This window comes from Confluentibacter citreus (assembly GCF_002807055.1).
GTDB lineage: Bacteria > Bacteroidota > Bacteroidia > Flavobacteriales > Flavobacteriaceae > Confluentibacter > Confluentibacter citreus.
In genome coordinates, this window is record NZ_NIXN01000001.1 from 1,209,655 (window position 1) to 1,228,443 (window position 18,789).

The 18,789-nt window shown below is 33.6% G+C and carries 19 protein-coding genes; 11 read left to right on the forward strand and 8 right to left on the reverse strand.

Going from position 1 to position 18,789, the window contains the following annotated elements; genetic code table 11:
- Positions 1–3: 3 nt before the first annotated feature.
- On the reverse strand, positions 4–930 hold the full coding sequence (locus tag CDH49_RS05300) for an alpha-E domain-containing protein (protein WP_100614329.1): 927 nt from the start codon (positions 928–930) through the stop codon (positions 4–6).
- 19 nt (positions 931–949) lie between these two features.
- Positions 950–2,392, reverse strand: coding sequence for a circularly permuted type 2 ATP-grasp protein (locus CDH49_RS05305; RefSeq protein WP_100614330.1), 1,443 nt, complete (start codon positions 2,390–2,392; stop codon positions 950–952).
- Positions 2,393–2,696: 304 nt separating this feature from the next.
- Between CDH49_RS05305 and CDH49_RS05310 the strand changes: the two genes are divergently transcribed.
- Genes CDH49_RS05310 through CDH49_RS05320 form a run of 3 tightly spaced genes read left to right on the forward strand, consistent with a single transcriptional unit; the run spans position 2,697 to position 5,093 of the window.
- Positions 2,697–3,272, forward strand: a complete 576-nt coding sequence (locus CDH49_RS05310) for an RNA polymerase sigma factor (protein WP_239970574.1) — start codon at positions 2,697–2,699, stop codon at positions 3,270–3,272.
- A complete protein-coding gene (locus CDH49_RS05315; protein ID WP_100614331.1) occupies positions 3,259–3,966 on the forward strand; it encodes a hypothetical protein in 708 nt (235 codons plus the stop codon). The genes CDH49_RS05310 and CDH49_RS05315 overlap by 14 nt, the downstream gene beginning before the upstream one ends.
- Before the next feature lie 41 nt (positions 3,967–4,007).
- Positions 4,008–5,093 carry a hypothetical protein gene (locus CDH49_RS05320; protein WP_100614332.1) on the forward strand — a complete coding sequence of 362 codons (1,086 nt, stop codon included), beginning with the start codon at positions 4,008–4,010 and terminating at the stop codon, positions 5,091–5,093.
- 83 nt (positions 5,094–5,176) lie between these two features.
- Here CDH49_RS05320 and CDH49_RS05325 read toward each other — a convergent pair whose 3' ends face one another.
- Together CDH49_RS05325 and CDH49_RS05330 are read right to left on the reverse strand one after the other, a co-directional pair.
- A complete protein-coding gene (locus tag CDH49_RS05325; RefSeq protein WP_100614333.1) occupies positions 5,177–5,551 on the reverse strand; it encodes a hypothetical protein in 375 nt (124 codons plus the stop codon).
- Positions 5,552–5,653: 102 nt separating this feature from the next.
- Positions 5,654–5,887, reverse strand: a complete 234-nt coding sequence (locus CDH49_RS05330; protein ID WP_100614506.1) for a hypothetical protein — start codon at positions 5,885–5,887, stop codon at positions 5,654–5,656.
- 149 nt (positions 5,888–6,036) lie between these two features.
- Here CDH49_RS05330 and CDH49_RS05335 point away from each other — a divergent pair, with 149 nt between their 5' ends.
- The 5 genes from CDH49_RS05335 to CDH49_RS05355 all read left to right on the forward strand — a co-directional run bounded on the left by CDH49_RS05335 (position 6,037) and on the right by CDH49_RS05355 (position 13,661).
- Positions 6,037–7,992: a peptidylprolyl isomerase gene (locus tag CDH49_RS05335; RefSeq protein ID WP_100614334.1), complete on the forward strand. Its 1,956-nt coding sequence runs from the start codon at positions 6,037–6,039 to the stop codon at positions 7,990–7,992.
- On the forward strand, positions 7,993–8,838 hold the full coding sequence (locus CDH49_RS05340) for a peptidyl-prolyl cis-trans isomerase (protein WP_239970577.1): 846 nt from the start codon (positions 7,993–7,995) through the stop codon (positions 8,836–8,838).
- Positions 8,801–10,261: a peptidylprolyl isomerase gene (locus CDH49_RS05345; RefSeq protein ID WP_100614335.1), complete on the forward strand. Its 1,461-nt coding sequence runs from the start codon at positions 8,801–8,803 to the stop codon at positions 10,259–10,261. Before CDH49_RS05340 ends, CDH49_RS05345 begins: the two co-directional genes overlap by 38 nt.
- 4 nt (positions 10,262–10,265) lie before the next feature.
- Positions 10,266–11,219 (forward strand): AAA family ATPase, encoded by a 954-nt coding sequence (locus CDH49_RS05350; protein WP_100614336.1) that lies wholly within the window; start codon positions 10,266–10,268, stop codon positions 11,217–11,219.
- Positions 11,220–11,390: 171 nt separating this feature from the next.
- Positions 11,391–13,661 carry an aconitate hydratase gene (locus CDH49_RS05355; protein WP_100614337.1) on the forward strand — a complete coding sequence of 757 codons (2,271 nt, stop codon included), beginning with the start codon at positions 11,391–11,393 and terminating at the stop codon, positions 13,659–13,661.
- Positions 13,662–13,728: 67 nt separating this feature from the next.
- Here CDH49_RS05355 and CDH49_RS05360 read toward each other — a convergent pair whose 3' ends face one another.
- The 3 genes from CDH49_RS05360 to CDH49_RS05370 all read right to left on the reverse strand — a co-directional run bounded on the left by CDH49_RS05360 (position 13,729) and on the right by CDH49_RS05370 (position 15,023).
- Entirely contained in the window at positions 13,729–14,031 is a 303-nt protein-coding gene (locus CDH49_RS05360; RefSeq protein ID WP_100614338.1) for a type II toxin-antitoxin system RelE/ParE family toxin, read from the reverse strand.
- A complete protein-coding gene (locus CDH49_RS05365) occupies positions 14,028–14,270 on the reverse strand; it encodes a type II toxin-antitoxin system ParD family antitoxin (protein ID WP_100614339.1) in 243 nt (80 codons plus the stop codon). The genes CDH49_RS05360 and CDH49_RS05365 overlap by 4 nt, the downstream gene beginning before the upstream one ends.
- Before the next feature lie 123 nt (positions 14,271–14,393).
- Positions 14,394–15,023: a hypothetical protein gene (locus tag CDH49_RS05370; RefSeq protein ID WP_100614340.1), complete on the reverse strand. Its 630-nt coding sequence runs from the start codon at positions 15,021–15,023 to the stop codon at positions 14,394–14,396.
- A gap of 201 nt (positions 15,024–15,224) precedes the next feature.
- On the opposite strand from CDH49_RS05370, the gene mazG reads away from it, so the two are divergent.
- From mazG to CDH49_RS05385, 3 genes are all read left to right on the forward strand, one after another.
- A complete protein-coding gene (gene mazG / locus CDH49_RS05375) occupies positions 15,225–16,004 on the forward strand; it encodes a nucleoside triphosphate pyrophosphohydrolase (protein ID WP_100614341.1) in 780 nt (259 codons plus the stop codon).
- A 67-nt stretch (positions 16,005–16,071) separates the two neighbouring features.
- Positions 16,072–16,629: a TlpA family protein disulfide reductase gene (locus tag CDH49_RS05380; RefSeq protein ID WP_100614342.1), complete on the forward strand. Its 558-nt coding sequence runs from the start codon at positions 16,072–16,074 to the stop codon at positions 16,627–16,629.
- A gap of 51 nt (positions 16,630–16,680) precedes the next feature.
- A complete protein-coding gene (locus CDH49_RS05385) occupies positions 16,681–17,643 on the forward strand; it encodes a D-2-hydroxyacid dehydrogenase (protein WP_100614343.1) in 963 nt (320 codons plus the stop codon).
- Here the strand turns inward: CDH49_RS05385 and CDH49_RS05390 are convergent.
- The gene (locus CDH49_RS05390) at positions 17,640–18,788 is read right to left on the reverse strand and encodes a lycopene cyclase family protein (protein WP_100614344.1); all 1,149 of its coding nucleotides are present in this window, start codon (positions 18,786–18,788) and stop codon (positions 17,640–17,642) included. The genes CDH49_RS05385 and CDH49_RS05390 overlap by 4 nt on opposite strands.
- Between the last annotated feature and the right edge of the window lies 1 nt (position 18,789).

An 18,789-nucleotide genomic window follows, 5' to 3' on the forward strand; every position in this document is an offset into this window, starting at 1 on the left:
GAATCAATTATTTTGTGAAAAGTACACCGCATTAATAGTTAATGATATATTACGAATGTCGGTTTTAATATCATTAATAAAGTTTTGTAGACCTTGTTTGTTGATATTTTCAATAGTAGTGTATTTAATGGTGCTTTCCAATTTTCCAAGTAAAAATTCAATATTGTTTTTTTCCAGCTCACCACTATCAATAAGTTGGTTAATATGTCGGTTTAATTTATTCACACAATAATATACCGATCTTGGAAACAATTTATCTTGAAAGACCATTCTTATAACGTGGTCTTCGTTAAAAGTGGATTTGTGGGTTTTTAAATATAATTGATAACCACCAATGGATAATAATAAATTCTTCCAATAAAAACTCTGTTCTAGATTATCGGAAGTTTTTCCGATTTCTACAAGCTTAATGGCGGTAAAATCTGAAATTTGAATGACACGTTCTAAATATTTACCGACATTCATAAAATAGTAAGAAGCCCCTCGCTCTTGGGTAATGTCAGCAGTTCCATTAAATATTAAATGATAATTTCTAAGATCTTCCAAAAATTGTATGGGATCATCTTCCCGAAGTCTTTTTGGCAAATCCCTATTGGTAAGATACAGGTAGTAATTATTTACACAAAGCCATAATTCCCTAGAAATATGTTCTTGTACACTTCTTGCATTTTCTCTGGCCTTGGTAACAATGTTTATAATGGAATTTGAGTTTTCGTAACTAAACACCATGAATTCAATACATTCTATGGCATCTTCGGTATAAAATTTATTGTCTGAGGTTGTAAAATTTTTAATGATTGGTGTCCAAGGAAAGAGTTCAGGAGAATCTTGATTGGCAGAAAAATTTACTTTAAGTAAATTTAAAATTCCGCTTCCACGTTCCATATACCTATCTAACCAAATGAGATTATTTGCTACTCTACTTAACATACGTCTGTTCTTCTATTTTTTATTGTATTACCCATGTATCTTTACTTCCTCCCCCTTGAGAACTGTTTACTACCAAAGAGCCTTTTTTTAAGGCGACTCTGGTAAGGCCACCCGGACAAATATCTATGCCATCACGACCTGAAAGCGCAAAAGGTCTTAAATCAATACAGCGAGGGGATAATTGACCGTTTATATAGCATGGTGCTGTGGATAATCTTAAAATAGGTTGCGCTATAAAATTTTCGGGTTTTTTCTTGACGTTATCTATATAGTCCTTTATTTCTTCATCAGTCGCTTCGTGACCCATTAGCATGCCATAACCACCACTACCATCAGTTTTTTTAATAACCATCTCTCTAATGTTTTTTACAACATATTCAAGTTCGTCGGGTCTTCCTAATTGATAAGTTTTAATATTTTTTAAAATGGGTTCTTCACCTAAATAATACTTAATCATGTCGGGCACGTAAATATAGATGGCTTTATCATCTGCTATTCCCGTTCCAGGAGCGTTCACAATATTTACGTTTCCTTTCCTATAAACATCCATAATGCCCGCAACCCCTAACACACTTTTAGCGTTAAACTCTAAAGGATCTAAAAAATCATCATCCACACGCCGGTAAATAACATCTACTTGTTTTAAACCATTCGTGGTTTTCATATAAACAAAATGATTTTTAACAACCAAATCACTGCCTTCTACCAATTCAATACCCATAAGCCGTGCTAGTGTAGTATGTTCATAATAAGCAGAATTATAGATGCCTGGAGTTAAAAGAACTATATTCGGATTTAAATTATTAGACAGCTCCTTTAATTTTTTGTAGAGCATGTTTGGATAGTTCGATACCGAGCGTACACCGCTTTTAGGTAAAATTCCGGGAAACAAACGTTTGGATATTTCCCGGTTTTCCAGCATATAACTTACTCCAGAAGGTGTGCGCAAATTATCTTCGAGCACATAAAATTCGCCATCATTGTTGCGTATTAAATCTACTCCCGAAATATGTACATAAATATCATAAGGGACTTTAACCCCTTTCATTTCCCGTAAAAAATTGGGGCAAGAATATATTAATTCGCCTGGGACGATACCATCTTTAATAATAAATTGTTCGTTGTAGATATCCTTGATAAACAGGTTTAAAGCTTTTAATCGTTGTTTAATACCCCGCTCTATTTTTTCCCATTCAACAGCCGTTATAATTCTCGGAACAATATCAAAAGGGAATATTTTCTCTATGCCTTCATTGTCGCTGTACACCGTGAAAGTGACCCCTTGACTCATGAATAATTGCTTAGAAAGTTCTTCTTTTTTTGTTAGTTTTTCGGGAGATGTATTTTTTAAATATTCTATAAATCCCTCATACTGAGTTCTTATCTTTGAATCGTTACAGTACATCTCATCCCAAGTGCTTGGTAATTGGTCGTAGGATGAAAAAAGATTATTGTTTTCCATAGGTTTTAATGTCTCTAACAAATGTAAAAAATTGTTGAAAAATATTCAATGAATTTACGTTTTAAGTAAATAAAAATCAGTGTTTATTCATTTTTGTTAAAAATATCATCATTAAAAAATTAAAAATAGAGATTTAACATAGCTTAATTGATTTCTTCACAACAAGGTGATAAGTTAAGAAAAGAAATTTTGTTTTACTTAATATTCTGCATGTTATTATTTAATGATTTGAGTTTTTTAATTATTTTTTAACCTTTAGGCAACCTTTTAATCAAAATTAGCGTCTTTATAAATAGATCAACCAATGAAGCCATTTTTGAAAGTCATTCAACTTTATAAAAACGAAGCCACGCTTGTAAAAAAAGCTGCGGAAAATAATCGTGAAGCACAAAAGGTGTTATTCGAAATGCATGCGCCTAAAATGCTAAGTGTTTGCAGATATTATATTACTGATTTGCAATATGCAGAAGATGTGATGCTGAATGGATTTTTTAAAGTGTTCACCCATTTAAAAAGTTTTAAGAACGAGGGTAGTTTTGAAGGGTGGATAAGACGGATTATGATTAGGGAAAGTATTTCGTTTTTAAGAAAGCAAAAGCAAGTGGAGTTTTTAATGGAAGACCTCAATTATGAAAATGATTACGACGATAGTATAAATACAAATATTGAAGTAGCTGATATACAAAAACTTATAGACGACCTCCCGGAAGGCTATAAAATAGTATTTGTGATGTATGCGATAGAAGGGTACAAGCATCAAGAAATTGCAAGCATGCTAAATATTACCGAAAGCACATCAAAATCGCAATTATTTAAAGCTAGAAAATTATTGCAAGAAAAAATAAAAGAAATAAATACCACTAGTTATGGCACCAAATAAATTTGAACAACATATAAAGGACAAGTTAACCAACCGAACACTACAACCTTCGCCCGATGCTTGGAATACATTATCTAAACGCTTAGATCACCAAACAGAAACACGTAAAAACAAACCTTACTGGTGGTTGGGTTTGGCAGCAAGTATTGTGGGTGTTTTATTGGTCACCACTTTATTTAATAATAGGGATGCAGATATAGAAAGCAATCCTATAATAGTTGATAATCCTCAACCCATTAAAGACGTGCTGCAAGAAAACGTTGAACCGCAAGATTTAATTAAAAAGAAGAAACCAATTATAACTGAACAAATAAATAAGAAGGAAGTTCTTATAGTTAATAATACCGACAACCAAACCACAGCCTTAACGAAAGAAACAGTTAAATCAGCAGAATTGGCAGTAAAGGAATTAACGTTTGAAGAACAGAAAATTCAAGATGTTGCTGCCCAAATACAACTATTAAAGGATAACAAAGGGGACGTATCCGATTCAGAAATTGATGCACTTTTATTAAAAGCGCAGAAAGAAATTAATTTAAATCAATTATATAGCAACAAAGGGTTGGTTGATGCCAAATCACTGCTTCAAGATGTGGAGGCAGATATAGATCAATCCTTTAGAAGCAAAGTTTTTGAAGCTTTAAAAGACAGTTTTGGCACAGTAAAATCGGCCGTTGCCAATCGAAATAATTAAAATCATCATCAATCATTAATCAAATCAAAAAACGAACAGTTATGCAAACTATTACAAAACATTTAGTGCTATTAGCGCTGCTACTCAGCATGCAATTAATCCATGCCCAAGATACCATTCCCACAACCCATAATCAAAAAAATATTGAATTGTTGGAAAAAACTAAAGTAGATATTCAAGAAGAAGAAAAGCAGCGTTTAAAAATTGAAGTGGAAGCAATTAACATGAGACTTGATAATAAGGATATTACAATGCAAGAAGCTGAAAAACTGAAAATGGATGCAGCAAAAAAAGCGGCTTTAAACATTGAAAATAGAATTGCCATTGTTGATAATAAAATAGCGCTTTTAGAAAGAAATCAAGAAATTTATGATGATGTTAGTGAAGATAAATTAACATTTAGAATAGGAGGAAGCGAAGGCGGTGAAAATAGCTTTTTTTACTTAGGAAAAGAAGAAAATGATAAACCTAGAATCAGAAAATATGATAGACGTACTGCAAGCGACTTCGTATTGGCATTTGGTTTTAATAATGCCATTGTAGAGGGGGAGAGCTTAAATGATTCGCCTTATAAATTTGGAGGGTCCCGTTTCTTTGAAATGGGCTGGGCTTGGAAAACACGTGTATTTGATCACGGCAATTTTATAAGGTTAAAATATGGCGTATCGCTTCAAATAAACGGATTAAAGCCAACCGATAACCAGTATTTTGTTCAACAAGGCAATCAAACCGTTCTTGAAAATTTTCCTTATGAATTAAGGAAAGCAAAATTATCTGTTTCTAACTTGGTATTTCCTGTTCATTTGGAATTTGGTCCTTCCAAAAGAATAGAAAAGGATAATTATATGAGATATTCAACCGACAATAAGTTTAAAATAGGTTTGGGGGGCTATGGCGGATTTAATATAGGCACGCGACAAAAATTAAAATATGAAATAGATGGCGAGCGCACCAAGGAAAAGCAAAAAAGAGGCTTCAACACAACCAATTTAGTGTACGGTCTTAGTGGTTATATTGCTTTTGACGATACGGCATTATATGTTAAATACGATTTGTCACCTATTTTTAATGACCAAGCTATAAAGCAAAATAATATTTCTATTGGCGTAAGGTTTGATATGGATTAAACCAAGAGGTGATTAAGGAACAAAAAAGCGTTGAAATAATATTTCAACGCTTTTTTTTACTAAAAATAAATACCCTCCAAATTTTATGAAAAAAGAGGTTTGTACTTTTTGCTGTTGTTAATTAATAAGAAAATGTTTAAAAAGGCAACCACTATGGCTGGCCAAAATTTGCTAATGTCATTATTGGTCATGTTGAAAATCAAGAACGACACACTTAAAGGAAATAAAACAATAACTATAAAAGGGGTCCATTTATTTATAACTAGAAGCAAGCCAATGATGATTTCAAAAATGTACAAGTAAGGTAAATATATGGCAACGGCATCAATAAAATACATGGAATCTTCGGGCATCTGCCCATAAGATGTTGGTAAAAAATGTAAAAATTGGTTTAAGGCATATACAATTAGAAATAAACCTAAAACAATTCGTGCCCATTTAAAAACATTAGAATTCATAATATCATGATTAGTTGGTTAATCATTCGAAGATATTAGGATTCCGTAAAATAAAATATGACGAATGTCATATACCCAAAAAAGCCAATTAAATTTTAGTTCTTAAACATAAACTTGACCTCTATGTGGTTTTAAAGTATCTCTAACAGGCTTCATTTGATCTTCATTTACAACTAAAAAAGCAATGGTATGCATATCACTTAAGGTTTCTATGCCGGTAATGGTTATGTCTAATTTTTCAATAATAATATAGTCTTTTAAATGGATTTCATGATGCTGTGCAATTTTGTAGGCATCTGGCCCATGAAAATCCCAAATAAGTTTTAGTTTGCGCATTATTTTATTGTTTATTGAACAAATATACGGCTTCATTTTTATTGGGTATTTTATAATACTAGAAAAGCTTTTTAAACGTTTGTTAATGCAACTTGCATTATAGGTTAATATTAGTATTTTTGTTGCTACTATAAAATTTAAAAGATTACATGAAGTTGAAGTGTTTTTCTGTTTTTTTATTGACATTTTTTTTGTTAGATGGTCAAGCGCAATCAAAAAGCAAAGACGTTCTCTTTACAGTTGACGGAGATTCTATTTACACATCAGAATTTATTAGGGTTTATAATAAGAATTTGGATTTGGTTCAAGATGAATCGCAAAAAGATGTTGATGAATATTTAAATATGTTCATTAATTATAAGTTGAAACTTAAGGAAGCCAAATCGTTAGGCTTTGATAGAAAGCCATCTTACATTAGAGAATTAGGTACTTATAAAAAACAACTTGCTCAAAATTTTATTACCGATAGTGAAGTAACAGAAGCGCTGGTTGAAGAAGCTTACGATAGGGTTTTAAATGAAGTGAAGGCATCACATATATTGGTAAGAGTAGACCAAAATGCCAATGCGCAGGATACTTTGGATGCCTATAACACCATTTTGAAATTTCGGGATCGTGCAGTAAAGCAAGGGTTCGAAACCGTTAGATTAGAAACGCATAATGGACAAACTGTTTTCGGGGAAGATTTGGGGTATTTTTCAGGGTTTAAAATGGTTTATCCGTTTGAAACAGCTGCATACAATACTAAAATGGGCGAGATATCACAACCATTTAGAACCCAATTTGGATACCATATTGTTTATGTGAAAGACAAACGAAAATCTAGAGGAGAACGCACGGTAGCACATATTATGGTAGTTGATAAAAAAGCAGATTCCATAGCGAGTAGTTCAGAAATGAGAATTCAGGATATTTATAAAAAATTGAATCAAGGAGAGAATTTTGAAGCATTGGCAAAACAATTTTCCAATGATACAAATTCTGCTTCAAAAGGCGGATTGTTGTCGCCTTTCACTTCAGGTCAATTAAGTTCTCAAGAATTTGAAGATGTCGCTTTTGCACTGGAAAATATAGGGGATGTATCTAAACCATTTAAAAGTAATTTTGGTTGGCACATTGTCAAGCTTTATGGTAAAAAACCCGTAGAGCCTTTTCAAAATTTAAAAGCTCAATTAGAAGACCAAGTAAAGCGTGACGACCGTTCTAAAATTATTGATAAAGCCTTGTATGACAAACTAAAGGCCAAATATGGTGTTAACAATCATCAGCCCGCTTTAGCTTATTTTGCATCACTTTTAAATGAAAACTATTTTAAGCGTTCATGGCAATTGCCCATTGAATTTGAAAGTGATAAAACGCTTTTCAAAATTAATGATAAACGCTTTTTGTATAAAGATTTTGGAAATTATTTGGTTAATAACCAGAGTAATGTGTCAGTAAAAGAAACCTATACCGATATAGTTACAAAAGCCTATGATTCTTTTTTAAATACTAGTTTGACACAATACCAAGAAGCCAATTTGGAAAATGAAAGTGTAGACTTTGCGAATATTGTTAACGAATATCGAGATGGTTTACTATTGTTTGATTTGATGGAAAATGTCATTTGGAATAACACAACGTCTGATTCATTAGAGATTCAAAAATATTATGGAAACCATAAAGAAAATTATTTTTTCCCTGAGCGCATAGATGCCATTGTCGCCTCATCAGCTAAACAAAACACCATAAAAAGAGTGTCTAAATTATTGGCTACAAATATGGGTTTAGACGAGATAAAAAAACTTGTAAATAACAATGAGGAAGTTCAAGTGCTTTTTACATCAGATGTTATGGACGCTAACCATCAGGTTCTTCCAGATAATTTTGACTTTAAAAAAGGCGTTTCCAAAGTATACAAGCATCATGATGCTTTTGTGGTAGTGCAGGTAAAAGATGTTATGCCTAAAAAATTAAAAACATTTGAAGAGGCTAGAGGTGAAGTTATTTCAGATTATCAGGTTGTTAAAGAAAACAAATGGCTTGAAGGTCTAAAAACAAAATATAAAGTGGAAGTGAATCAAGAATCACTAACTAAAGTAAAAACTCAAATTAAGAACCAGTAAGTGCGTTTTAGAATAGTCATCATATTTATATTAGTTACATCATGTCATTTTTTTAAAAAAGTAGATGATAGAGTCGCTGTTGCGCGGGTTAATGACACATATCTATATTACGATGACATAAAAGATTTAGTGTCTGAAGGTACCAATAAAGAAGATAGCATTCTTTTAGTTCAAAATTTTATTAATAGATGGGCTACACAGCAATTGTTTGTAGATGGTGCCTTGCGCAATTTAAGCGAAGAAAAACAAGTGGCGTTTGATAAACTGGTAGTACAATATAAACACGATTTATATACTAAAGCCTATATTGAAGCATTGGTAAAAAGAAGCATCGATACCAGTGTAACAACTGCAGAAGCCGAAGTATATTATAATTTAAATAAGGAGGTTTTTAAATTAAATGAAGAGCTTCTTAAATTGAGATATATTCATGTGCATGAAAATATTATTAATTATAAAAATATTGAACAAAAGTTTAAACGTTTTAATACAGCAGATAGAAAAGAACTGGATTCCTTATCCATTCAATTTAAATCCTATTCATTAAAGGATTCTATTTGGGTTAAAGCAAGTCAGGTAGTTGATAAAATTCCAGTAATTACATCCGAAAACAGAGATGAATTGTTAAAAAAATCTAATTTTATAGAGCTCAAAGATTCATTAGGAGTATATTTGGTGCAAATAAATGATGTATTATTACGTAATGATACAGCTCCTTTAGAATACGTAAAACCTACTATCGACCAAATCGTTATTAATAAAAGGAAACTGGAAATAATTAGGGAATTAGAAAAGGACATAACCAAAGATGCCATTAAAAATAAACAATTTGAAATTTATAATTAATTTGAAACATATAGTCACATTAAGTTTAACATTGTTATTGATAAATGTTATAACTGCCCAGGAAATTATTGAAGATGAAAAGGTTGAAACGCCTACTGAAGTAAAAGTAGATTCTATAGAAGCATTCAAACCTCGTAAAGTAGATGGTGTTGCAGCCGTGGTGGGCGATTTTATTGTATTAGAATCTGATATCCCAAAAGAAAGACAGCAGTTAATTGCCTCGGGAGCTAATTTAGATGATGTAACAGATTGCCAGCTATTTGGGCGAATGCTAGAATCAAAACTATACGCACACCATGCCATTCAGGATAGTATTATTGTTTCTGATGCTGAGGTGAAAGGGGAGGCAGATTATGTGATAGACCAATTTCTTCAAGAGATGAACGGTTCTATGGAACGTCTAGTAGCATTTTATAGAAAAGAGAATGAAAAAAGTCTTAGGGACGAAATGTTTGAATCAATAAAAAACAACAAGCTTTCTGCGAGAATGCAGGAGAAGATTGTTGAAGAGGTTGAAATAACCCCTGAGGAAGTAAGACAGTTTTTTAATAAAATCCCAAAAGAACAACGACCAACATTTGGAACGGAGTTGAAAGTTGCCGAAATAGTTGTAGACCCTAAAGTGTCTGTAGAAGACAAACAAAAAATAATAGACCGTTTAAACGAGTTTAAGAGAGATGTTATTGAAAATGGGGCTAGTTTCCGTACTAAAGCAGTACTATATTCTGATGATAAAGAGTCTGGTCGGGCGGGCGGTAGTGTTGGCACAATGCACAGGGATAAGCCAAAAATGGTTAAAGAATTTAGAGATGTTGCTTTTTCTATGCGAGAGGGAGATATTTCAGATCCTTTTGAAACAGATTTCGGTTTCCACATCATTAAAGTGGAGAAAATAAGAGGGAAAGAGTATGACGTGAGCCATATTTTGCTGATTCCAAAGGTGTCTGATGAAGCTCTAAAAGAAGCTAAAGAACGCATTGATAAAATAAGGCAGAAAATTGTTGCTGGAGAGCTTACGTTTGCTGAAGCTGCAAAAGAATCTAGCGATAGAAAAGAAACTAGGGGAGATGGCGGACAAATGATTAATCCGAAAACCCAAGATTATAAATTTGAATTGACCAAAATGGATACTGAATTGTACACACAAATTCAAAATTTAAAAGATAATGAGGTCAGTCCTGTTGTGACAGAAACGGAAAGAACAGGTAAAGTAAAGTTTAAAATTTTAACGGTTACAGGTAGAATTGATGATCATGAAGCAGATTATGCAACTGATTATTTAAAAATTAAAGAATTGGCTCTTAATGAAAAGCAGATAAAAACGATTGAAGAGTGGCAAGAAGAAAAAATAATGGATACCTATATTAAGATTGGTGAAGCCTATAAAGACTGTGATTTTTCTAGTAATTGGTTAAAAAAATAAATATATGTCCGACGTCGCTGCCGTAAAGCAATTTGTAGAAAAATATAAAGAACTTAAGAAGGAGATAGCCAAAGTTATCATTGGTCAAGACGACGTAGTAAACCAAATTTTAATTTCTGTTTTTTCTGGTGGTCACTCATTGCTTATAGGTGTTCCGGGATTGGCTAAAACTTTAATGGTTAACACTATAGCCCAAGCATTGGGATTGGATTTTAAACGCATTCAATTCACGCCCGATTTAATGCCCAGTGATATTTTAGGGAGTGAAATACTTGATGAAGACAGGCATTTCAAATTTATTAAAGGTCCTATTTTCGCCAACATTATATTGGCAGACGAGATCAATAGAACGCCTCCAAAAACCCAAGCAGCTCTACTGGAAGCCATGCAAGAGCGCTCCGTTACCGTAGCTGGACATAATTACAAATTGAGTTTGCCTTATTTTGTATTGGCAACGCAAAATCCCATAGAGCAAGAAGGAACCTATCCGTTGCCAGAAGCTCAGTTAGATCGTTTTATGTTTGCTATTAATTTAGATTACCCTTCTTTTGAAGAAGAAGTTCAAGTGGTAAAAACAACCACAAACGATGAGCCATCAAAAGTAAACGCCTTATTTTCGGCAGATGAGATCGTAGAGTATCAGCATTTAATGCGTCGTATTCCTGTGCCAGACAATGTGATTGAATATGCCGTAACGATGGTTGGAAAAACAAGACCCAATACGAACGCTGCCACCGCTTTAGTAAAAACGTATGTTGATTGGGGCGCGGGTCCAAGAGCATCTCAAAACCTTATTTTAGCAGCCAAAACCCATGCGGCCATTCATGGTAAATTTTCACCAGATATGGAGAATGTGCAAGCTGTTGCTCATAGTATTCTAAGACACAGAATCATTAAAAACTACAAAGCTGAAGCAGAAGGTATTTCTGAAGAACAAATTATAAAGAGTTTGTTTTAAACTATCATCATTTTTCATCAAAAAAAATGTTAAAAATTTAATCATATTAATTTATTATGTGACTATAGTAAATTAATATGATAGCTGTTTGTATTGATGGGTTTATTTTTAAAACTTTACATTAATTTTGTAATTTGCAACATTAAAAACTGAAATAAATTATATAGAATTATGGCATTTGACATAGACATGATTAAGGGTGTTTACACCAGAATGGCAGAGCGCGTTGATAAAGCCCGTGAAGTAGTTGGAAAACCGTTAACGCTTTCCGAAAAAATATTATACAATCACCTTTGGGATGGAACTCCAACGAAGGCTTTTACAAGAGGAAAGGATTATGTTGATTTCGCTCCAGACCGTATTGCTTGTCAAGATGCCACCGCGCAAATGGCTTTATTGCAATTTATGCAAGCTGGTAAAAGTAAAGCAGCCGTTCCAACAACGGTGCATTGCGATCACTTAATTCAAGCTAAAGATGGTGCTGCGGTAGATTTAAAACACGCCAACAGTGTCAGTAGTGAGGTTTTTGATTTCTTAGAGTCCGTTTCAAATAAATATGGTATTGGTTTCTGGAAACCAGGTGCAGGTATTATTCACCAAGTGGTTTTAGAAAATTATGCATTCCCAGGTGGTATGATGATTGGTACAGATTCACACACAGTAAACGCTGGTGGTTTAGGAATGGTTGCCATTGGAGTTGGTGGAGCCGATGCTGTGGATGTGATGGCAGGTATGGCTTGGGAATTAAAATTCCCAAAATTGATAGGTGTGAGGTTAACAGGGAAGTTATCTGGATGGACTGCACCAAAAGATGTGATTTTAAAAGTGGCTGAAATCCTAACCGTAAAAGGTGGAACAGGCGCGATTGTTGAATATTTTGGACCTGGAGCGCTTTCCATGTCTTGTACTGGTAAAGGAACGATTTGTAATATGGGTGCTGAAATAGGAGCTACCACTTCTACATTTGGTTATGACGAATCTATGGAACGTTATTTACGTTCTACTGATAGAGCCGATGTTGCTGATGCCGCCAATAAAGTGAAATCGTATTTAACGGCTGATCCAGAGGTTTATGCAAATCCTGAGCAGTTTTTCGATCAAGTTATAGACATTAATTTGTCTGAATTAGGACCATTATTAAACGGACCATTTACACCAGACTTATCATCGACTGTAGGTAAAGAAATAGGTGAAAAAGCCAAAGCTAACGATTGGCCAATCGCTGTAGAATGGGGATTGATTGGTTCTTGTACCAATTCATCTTATGAAGATTTATCTCGTGCAGCGTCTATTGCACAACAAGCTTTGGATAAAGGTGTGAAGATGAAATCGGAATTAGGGATTAATCCAGGTTCTGAACAAGTAAGATACACAGCCGAAAGAGACGGGATCCTTCAAGTATTTGAAAAATTAGACGCTAAAATCTTCACCAATGCTTGCGGACCATGTATTGGACAATGGGCACGTTATAGCGACCCAAAAAATGCGCCTAAAAACAGTATCGTGCATTCATTCAATAGAAACTTTGCTAAACGTGCTGATGGAAATCCGAATACCCATGCCTTTGTAGCGTCTCCTGAAATTACAGCAGCTATTGCTATTGCCGGACGTTTGGATTTTAATCCGATGACAGATTCGTTAATCAATGAGAACGGAGAAGAAGTGATGTTTGATGAACCAACAGGATGGGAATTGCCACCAAAAGGTTTTGAAGTGAAAGATAATGGGTATTTAGCTCCTGAAGCAGATGGAAGCCATGTGCAAGTTAAAGTTGCTGAAGATTCAGAGCGTCTACAATTATTAGCACCTTTTGAGCCTATTGGAAATACGATTACGGGTGCTAAATTGCTAATTAAAGCCTTTGGAAAATGTACAACCGACCATATTTCTATGGCAGGACCTTGGTTACGTTTTAGAGGGCATTTAGATAATATTGCAAACAACACCTTAATTGGAGCAGTAAATGCCTTTAACCAACAAACAAATTTTGTCAAAAATCAATTGAATGGCGAATATGGTGGTGTGCCAAATGTACAACGTGAATACAAAGCGAAAGGCATTAAAACCATTGTTGTGGGCGACCATAATTACGGTGAAGGGTCTTCGCGAGAGCATGCTGCTATGCAACCACGGTTTTTAGGTGTTGCGGCGGTGATTGTAAAATCGTTTGCACGTATCCACGAAACAAACCTTAAAAAACAAGGGATGTTAGGTTTAACATTTGCTAATGAAGCTGATTACGATTTGATACAAGAAGATGATACATTCAACTTTGTGGATTTAAACGCATTTGCACCAGGTAAGCAATTAACCCTTGAGGCTGTTCATGCCGATGGCAGTAAAGATTTAATTAAATTAAACCACACTTACAATCAATCTCAAATTGAATGGTATAATGCAGGTTCTGCTTTAAACTTAATTAAAATTCAAAATGCATCTTAATTTTTAAGATGTTATAAATTTGAAAATCCAGCTTTTAGCTGGATTTTTTTATGGATAATGTTGGGGATTATTTCAGTTGTTTTTTAACATCCATTCGTTGATGAAGAATTCTAACAATCTCAACGATTTCATTTTCGATTTTCCTGTAAAATATAAGATGCGATTTAATTTTGGTTACCCTATAATTTTTTCGAGTTTGTTCTGCGGATTTTCCAATGAGGTAATTATCAGCAATAAATTCAATCTCTTCAATAATCAAATCGTAATATCTATCGGCTTGTTCTTTAGACCATTTATTAAAAGTGTAAATCCAAATAGCATTTAAATCGTCAATCGCTTGTTTGCTTATTCGATAGCTGCTTTTGTTCATAAATGTTGACTATGTAAATCAGACAGATTTTGTTTTGGGTCGAAACTTTCAATAAATCCGCTTTTTTCGCCTATCTCAAGAGCCTTAATCAGTTCTTGTTCTTTTTTCTCTTCACGTTCCAATAATCGCAATGCTGAACGAATAACCTCACTAGCAGAAATGTATCTGCCTGACTTTACTTCGTCGTTGATAAATTCTTCAAAATGATCTCCGAGTGATATGGACGTGTTTTTTCCCATTTAATAAAAAAATTTTAAATCGAAGATACCAAATCTTGGTAATATTGACAAATAATTTGTTTTGAGATCTTTTAGAAGTGATAGATGGTTAGTTTAAACGTGTTTGTGTTGAAAATCATTTTTTTAATTAATAAAGTCGGTTAATATTTTTTCTAGATTAATTTTGAATTCAGTCGCATTTTTAAAAAGACCTATGTCTTTAAATTTTTCATCATTTTCAGGGTTGCCAGTTTTTAAAATTGGACCTATATCTTTAATGCCTAGTCCAAAATTATAGATATAAATAAAACCAGATTTTTCAGGATGTTCCAAAAGAATGTTTCTAATATTTCTGATGCCTATACATTCAAAATTTTTTCCCAAGCCGCCAGAATATCTAATTATGTTTCGTAATCGAAATGCTTTATAATAAAACATTTCAGTGTAAAGTTTTGCTTCAAATAAAACTTTCATTGATTCATAGTGATTATAAATTTTTGAAAGTTCATCACGTTTTTCTAATCTATAAGGCAGGTAATCTATATTATTTTCAATACAGTACAGTGTCCAAGTTTCAATCCTTTTTGTTAATTCTTCGTTTTGTTCGGCAAAATAATTATTGGCTATTGTTACCTTTTCATAGAGGAAATCCAACTGTTCTAAAATTTCTAATCCATCTATTGTATAACCTATTTGAAATCCCACAACTGGTTTCTGAATGTTTATTTTTTTATATTGCTCATATAGATGATAAGTGCTATCAAAATAGTACATATTATTTTTCCTTAAGTTCATGAGTCAACTATCTAAAAAGTTCATCAGTAATGAAACGAATCTAGCTGTTTTTTCTGATAAAATCAAGTTGTTTTTACTTTAAGTAATTTTAAAAATAATCTCAATAGAAAACTAATAGTATTTTATATTAACGCTATTACAAAAATCATTTATAATTGTATTTTTACTAAAACACTTTTAATGAATACCAGAGACCATCAGCTAAAAGCCTTCGACCGTTTGTTAACTATTATGGATGAGTTGCGTACTCAATGTCCGTGGGACAAAAAGCAAACCATGGAAACCTTACGTCATTTAACCATTGAGGAAACCTACGAATTGGGGGATGCCATTTTAGATAATGATTTGGAAGAAGTCAAAAAAGAATTGGGTGATGTTTTGCTGCATATTGTTTTTTACGCTAAAATAGGCAGTGAAACCAACAGTTTTGATATTGCCGATGTGTGTAATAGCATTTGCGAAAAATTAATAAGCAGGCATCCACATATTTATGGCGATGTAAAAGTGGAGAATGAAGAGGATGTGAAGCGTAATTGGGAAAATTTAAAATTGAAGGAAGGGAAGAAAAGCGTTTTGGAAGGTGTGCCTAACAGTCTTCCTGCCTTGGTAAAAGCCAACAGAATACAAGAAAAAGTAGCAGGCGTTGGTTTTGATTGGGAAAAACCGGAACAAGTTTGGGAAAAAGTTCAAGAAGAACTGAATGAATTTAAAGTTGAGGTGGAATCAGGTGATAAAAACGCCATGGAAAGTGAATTTGGTGATGTTTTGTTTTCAATGGTCAACTATGCACGGTTTTTAAAAATCAATCCAGAAAATGCTTTAGAACGCACCAATAAAAAGTTTTCAAAACGTTTTCAGTATCTTGAGCAAAAAGCCAAAGCCATCAATAAGCCACTTAAAGATATGACCTTAGCTGAAATGGATGTATTTTGGGAAGAAGCGAAGCGATTGCCAAATTAAGGAATTAGAAAATCTCTGATTTTCAAATTTAAAAAAGGGAAGAAGCTAAAAAATCAGATATTTAATTATGGAAAAAGGCCAAATAAGTAAAATTATTTTTTTGATAATTGTTGCTGCTTTAATCATTCCGCAGACGCGAAAACCGATACAGGTGTTGTTGCAAAAAGGCGTCATGCTGATAAACAAACCATCCATAGAGAAAAATGAAACGTCAACCAAATTAACTGAATATAACTGGAACTTAATAGATGGAACTAATGCTGGGTATAATCTTCAAGAAGCAAAAGGCAAAGTGATTTTAATCAATTTTTGGGCGACTTGGTGTCCGCCCTGCATTGCCGAAATGCCCAGTTTACAAAAACTTTATAATGATTATAACGACAAAGTCGTATTTCTTTTTGTCACTAATGAAGAACTAAGCGACATCACACCTTTTTTAGAAAAGAAGCAATATACGTTTGAAGTTTATAGACCAGTCAGTAATTATCCGGCTATTTTTGATGTGACTTCCATTCCAAGGACTTTTTTAATTGATAAAGAAGGAAACATTATCATTGATGAAAGTGGTGCTACGAATTGGAATAGTGAAACGGTAAGAAGCACTATTGATGGTTTGTTGAAATAGTTTCTACTGTAATCATTTTTCATTAATTTAATCATATTAAAAAAGACACAAATGAACATGGTAGTTTTAGATGGGTACACTTTAAACCCTGGTGATTTAACATGGGAAGGCCTCAAACAATTTGGTGATTTAAAAGTTTACGATCGTACCGATTTTAGTCCTAAAGCGGTCATTAAAACTATTGGAGATGCCGAAGTAGTATTCACCAATAAAGTTCCCTTTCCCAAAGAGGTGCTCACACAAGTTCCTAACCTTAAATACATCGGAGTTTTGGCAACTGGCTATAACATTATAGATATAGAAACAGCCCATAAATTAAATATTTTGGTGACCAATGTACCTGATTATAGCACCAATTCTGTAGCACAGTTTACAATGGGTCTGTTGTTAGAAATGTGCCATCATATTGGTGGTCATAACCAAGCTGTAAAGGACGGTGAATGGACGAAGTCATTGGATTTTTGTTTTTGGAATACACCGCTTATGGAGCTTGCGGGAAAAACCATGGGCATTATTGGTTTTGGACGTATAGGTCAGACCACGGCAAAAATGGCTCAAGCTTTTGGTTTGAACATTTTGGCATATAATAGAAGCAAGGATTTTTCGTTGGAATCTGATACCTGTCGGTATGTGGCATTGGAAGAATTGTTGATGAAATCTGATATTATAAGTTTGCATTGCCCCTTGACTGAAACCACAAAAGGCATTATTAATAAAAAACATATTTCCAAAATGAAGGATGGCGTGATGCTGATTAACACTTCCAGAGGCGGTTTAATTGTTGAAGACCATTTAAAGGAAGCGCTTAATTCGGGAAAAGTAGCTGGCGCCGCGGTTGATGTGATTTCATCTGAACCCATGCAAGAAAACAATCCGTTATTAAAAGCAAAAAACTGTATCATAACACCTCATATTGCTTGGGCTACCAAAGAATCAAGAACACGAATGATGGGAATTGTTAGCGACAATTTAAAAGCTTACATAAGCGGAAAGCCAATAAACGTTATACGCTAAAGTGTTTTAAAAAAGGCTTTTATAAATGTCCAAGAAAATAATGACCACATAATTTTAAGTTCTTCAAGAAAAGTCGATTCTTCATCTAAAAAACGAAACATTGTTTGTATGGAATTTTTATCATAAAATTGTTGAAAAATCCATTCACCTTTATCATTTTCATCTTTCAAAACTTTTAGAAAAACGGTGTCGTAAAATTTAAACTTTCCTTTAAAGAGTTGATGTGAAGGATTTTTGTTTGCTTTTAAATTCGCTAAAATTAAGGCTACTTTTTTTTCGGTATGTTTAAACGAATAGCCAGTAGAACCCTTTACCCAACCCCCGCCAGTGCCAATTTTTGTGGTGTGTTTGGTGTTGAAATCTTTAAATGGGAAATTCGTCATCGGAATCATTCCTTTTTCGGTTTCCGTAATCGTGTAAGTGTCAATTTTAAGGAAATTTTCAATGTATTTTTTTATGAAATGGTCGTAAACAGTGTCATTCACCATGTTTTCCGTGAAATAAGTGAACTCTACCAAAGCTTCTGTTTCAGAAAAAGGCAATACATAAGTAAAGGTAGTTTGTTCGCCATCTTTCAACCTATAATCCATCATAACGATAGCGTCTATATTAAAAGTGGGTACATCCGTTTTAATGATCCAGCCCTTAAAATGTTGTTTAATGGTAGTATAAGTTGAGACTGTTTTTAAGAAGGCCTCGGGAATTCGACTATCAAAAACATGCAACGCTGTGTAAATATGTTTATCGGTTTTCACAAGAACCTGGGAGGAGGTTTCTTCTGCGAATTCAACTTCTTCTATAATAAAATGAATGTTCTTGTGTTGATTTAGTTGGGTTTTAGCATGGTTATAAAAATCGATAGCGCGTATGGTTTTATAAGTATAAGGTTCAAGATTTAATGCTATTGTTTTTTTTGAGGTTTTTATGGTGGCGTGTTGCCATGATTTGTGGACAATAGCATCCCATGGCGACGGATGTGTTTCCCAAAAACTCCATGTTTTGTCGTTGCTGTTTTTTTCGGAGGGATCAATTAAAGCGATTTGTTTGTCATTAAAAAATGAATCGGAAGCAAATTTCAGCGCTAATTGTAAACCTGATAAACCATTTCCAATAATGATATAATCGAAATGGGTGTCGTTCGTCATT

Bases quoted from the DNA above. Each gene is read 5' to 3' on its own strand.
- CDH49_RS05300 (WP_100614329.1), bottom strand. From the start codon at position 930: ATGTTAAGTAGAGTAGCAAATAATCTCATTTGGTTAGATAGGTATATG.
- CDH49_RS05305 (WP_100614330.1), bottom strand. From the start codon at position 2,392: ATGGAAAACAATAATCTTTTTTCATCCTACGACCAATTACCAAGCACT.
- CDH49_RS05310 (WP_239970574.1), top strand. From the start codon at position 2,697: ATGAAGCCATTTTTGAAAGTCATTCAACTTTATAAAAACGAAGCCACG.
- CDH49_RS05315 (WP_100614331.1), top strand. From the start codon at position 3,259: ATGGCACCAAATAAATTTGAACAACATATAAAGGACAAGTTAACCAAC.
- CDH49_RS05320 (WP_100614332.1), top strand. From the start codon at position 4,008: ATGCAAACTATTACAAAACATTTAGTGCTATTAGCGCTGCTACTCAGC.
- CDH49_RS05325 (WP_100614333.1), bottom strand. From the start codon at position 5,551: ATGAATTCTAATGTTTTTAAATGGGCACGAATTGTTTTAGGTTTATTT.
- CDH49_RS05330 (WP_100614506.1), bottom strand. From the start codon at position 5,887: ATGCGCAAACTAAAACTTATTTGGGATTTTCATGGGCCAGATGCCTAC.
- CDH49_RS05335 (WP_100614334.1), top strand. From the start codon at position 6,037: ATGAAGTTGAAGTGTTTTTCTGTTTTTTTATTGACATTTTTTTTGTTA.
- CDH49_RS05345 (WP_100614335.1), top strand. From the start codon at position 8,801: ATGCCATTAAAAATAAACAATTTGAAATTTATAATTAATTTGAAACAT.
- CDH49_RS05350 (WP_100614336.1), top strand. From the start codon at position 10,266: ATGTCCGACGTCGCTGCCGTAAAGCAATTTGTAGAAAAATATAAAGAA.
- CDH49_RS05355 (WP_100614337.1), top strand. From the start codon at position 11,391: ATGGCATTTGACATAGACATGATTAAGGGTGTTTACACCAGAATGGCA.
- CDH49_RS05360 (WP_100614338.1), bottom strand. From the start codon at position 14,031: ATGAACAAAAGCAGCTATCGAATAAGCAAACAAGCGATTGACGATTTA.
- CDH49_RS05365 (WP_100614339.1), bottom strand. From the start codon at position 14,270: ATGGGAAAAAACACGTCCATATCACTCGGAGATCATTTTGAAGAATTT.
- CDH49_RS05370 (WP_100614340.1), bottom strand. From the start codon at position 15,023: ATGTACTATTTTGATAGCACTTATCATCTATATGAGCAATATAAAAAA.
- mazG (WP_100614341.1), top strand. From the start codon at position 15,225: ATGAATACCAGAGACCATCAGCTAAAAGCCTTCGACCGTTTGTTAACT.
- CDH49_RS05380 (WP_100614342.1), top strand. From the start codon at position 16,072: ATGGAAAAAGGCCAAATAAGTAAAATTATTTTTTTGATAATTGTTGCT.
- CDH49_RS05385 (WP_100614343.1), top strand. From the start codon at position 16,681: ATGAACATGGTAGTTTTAGATGGGTACACTTTAAACCCTGGTGATTTA.
- CDH49_RS05390 (WP_100614344.1), bottom strand. From the start codon at position 18,788: ATGACGAACGACACCCATTTCGATTATATCATTATTGGAAATGGTTTA.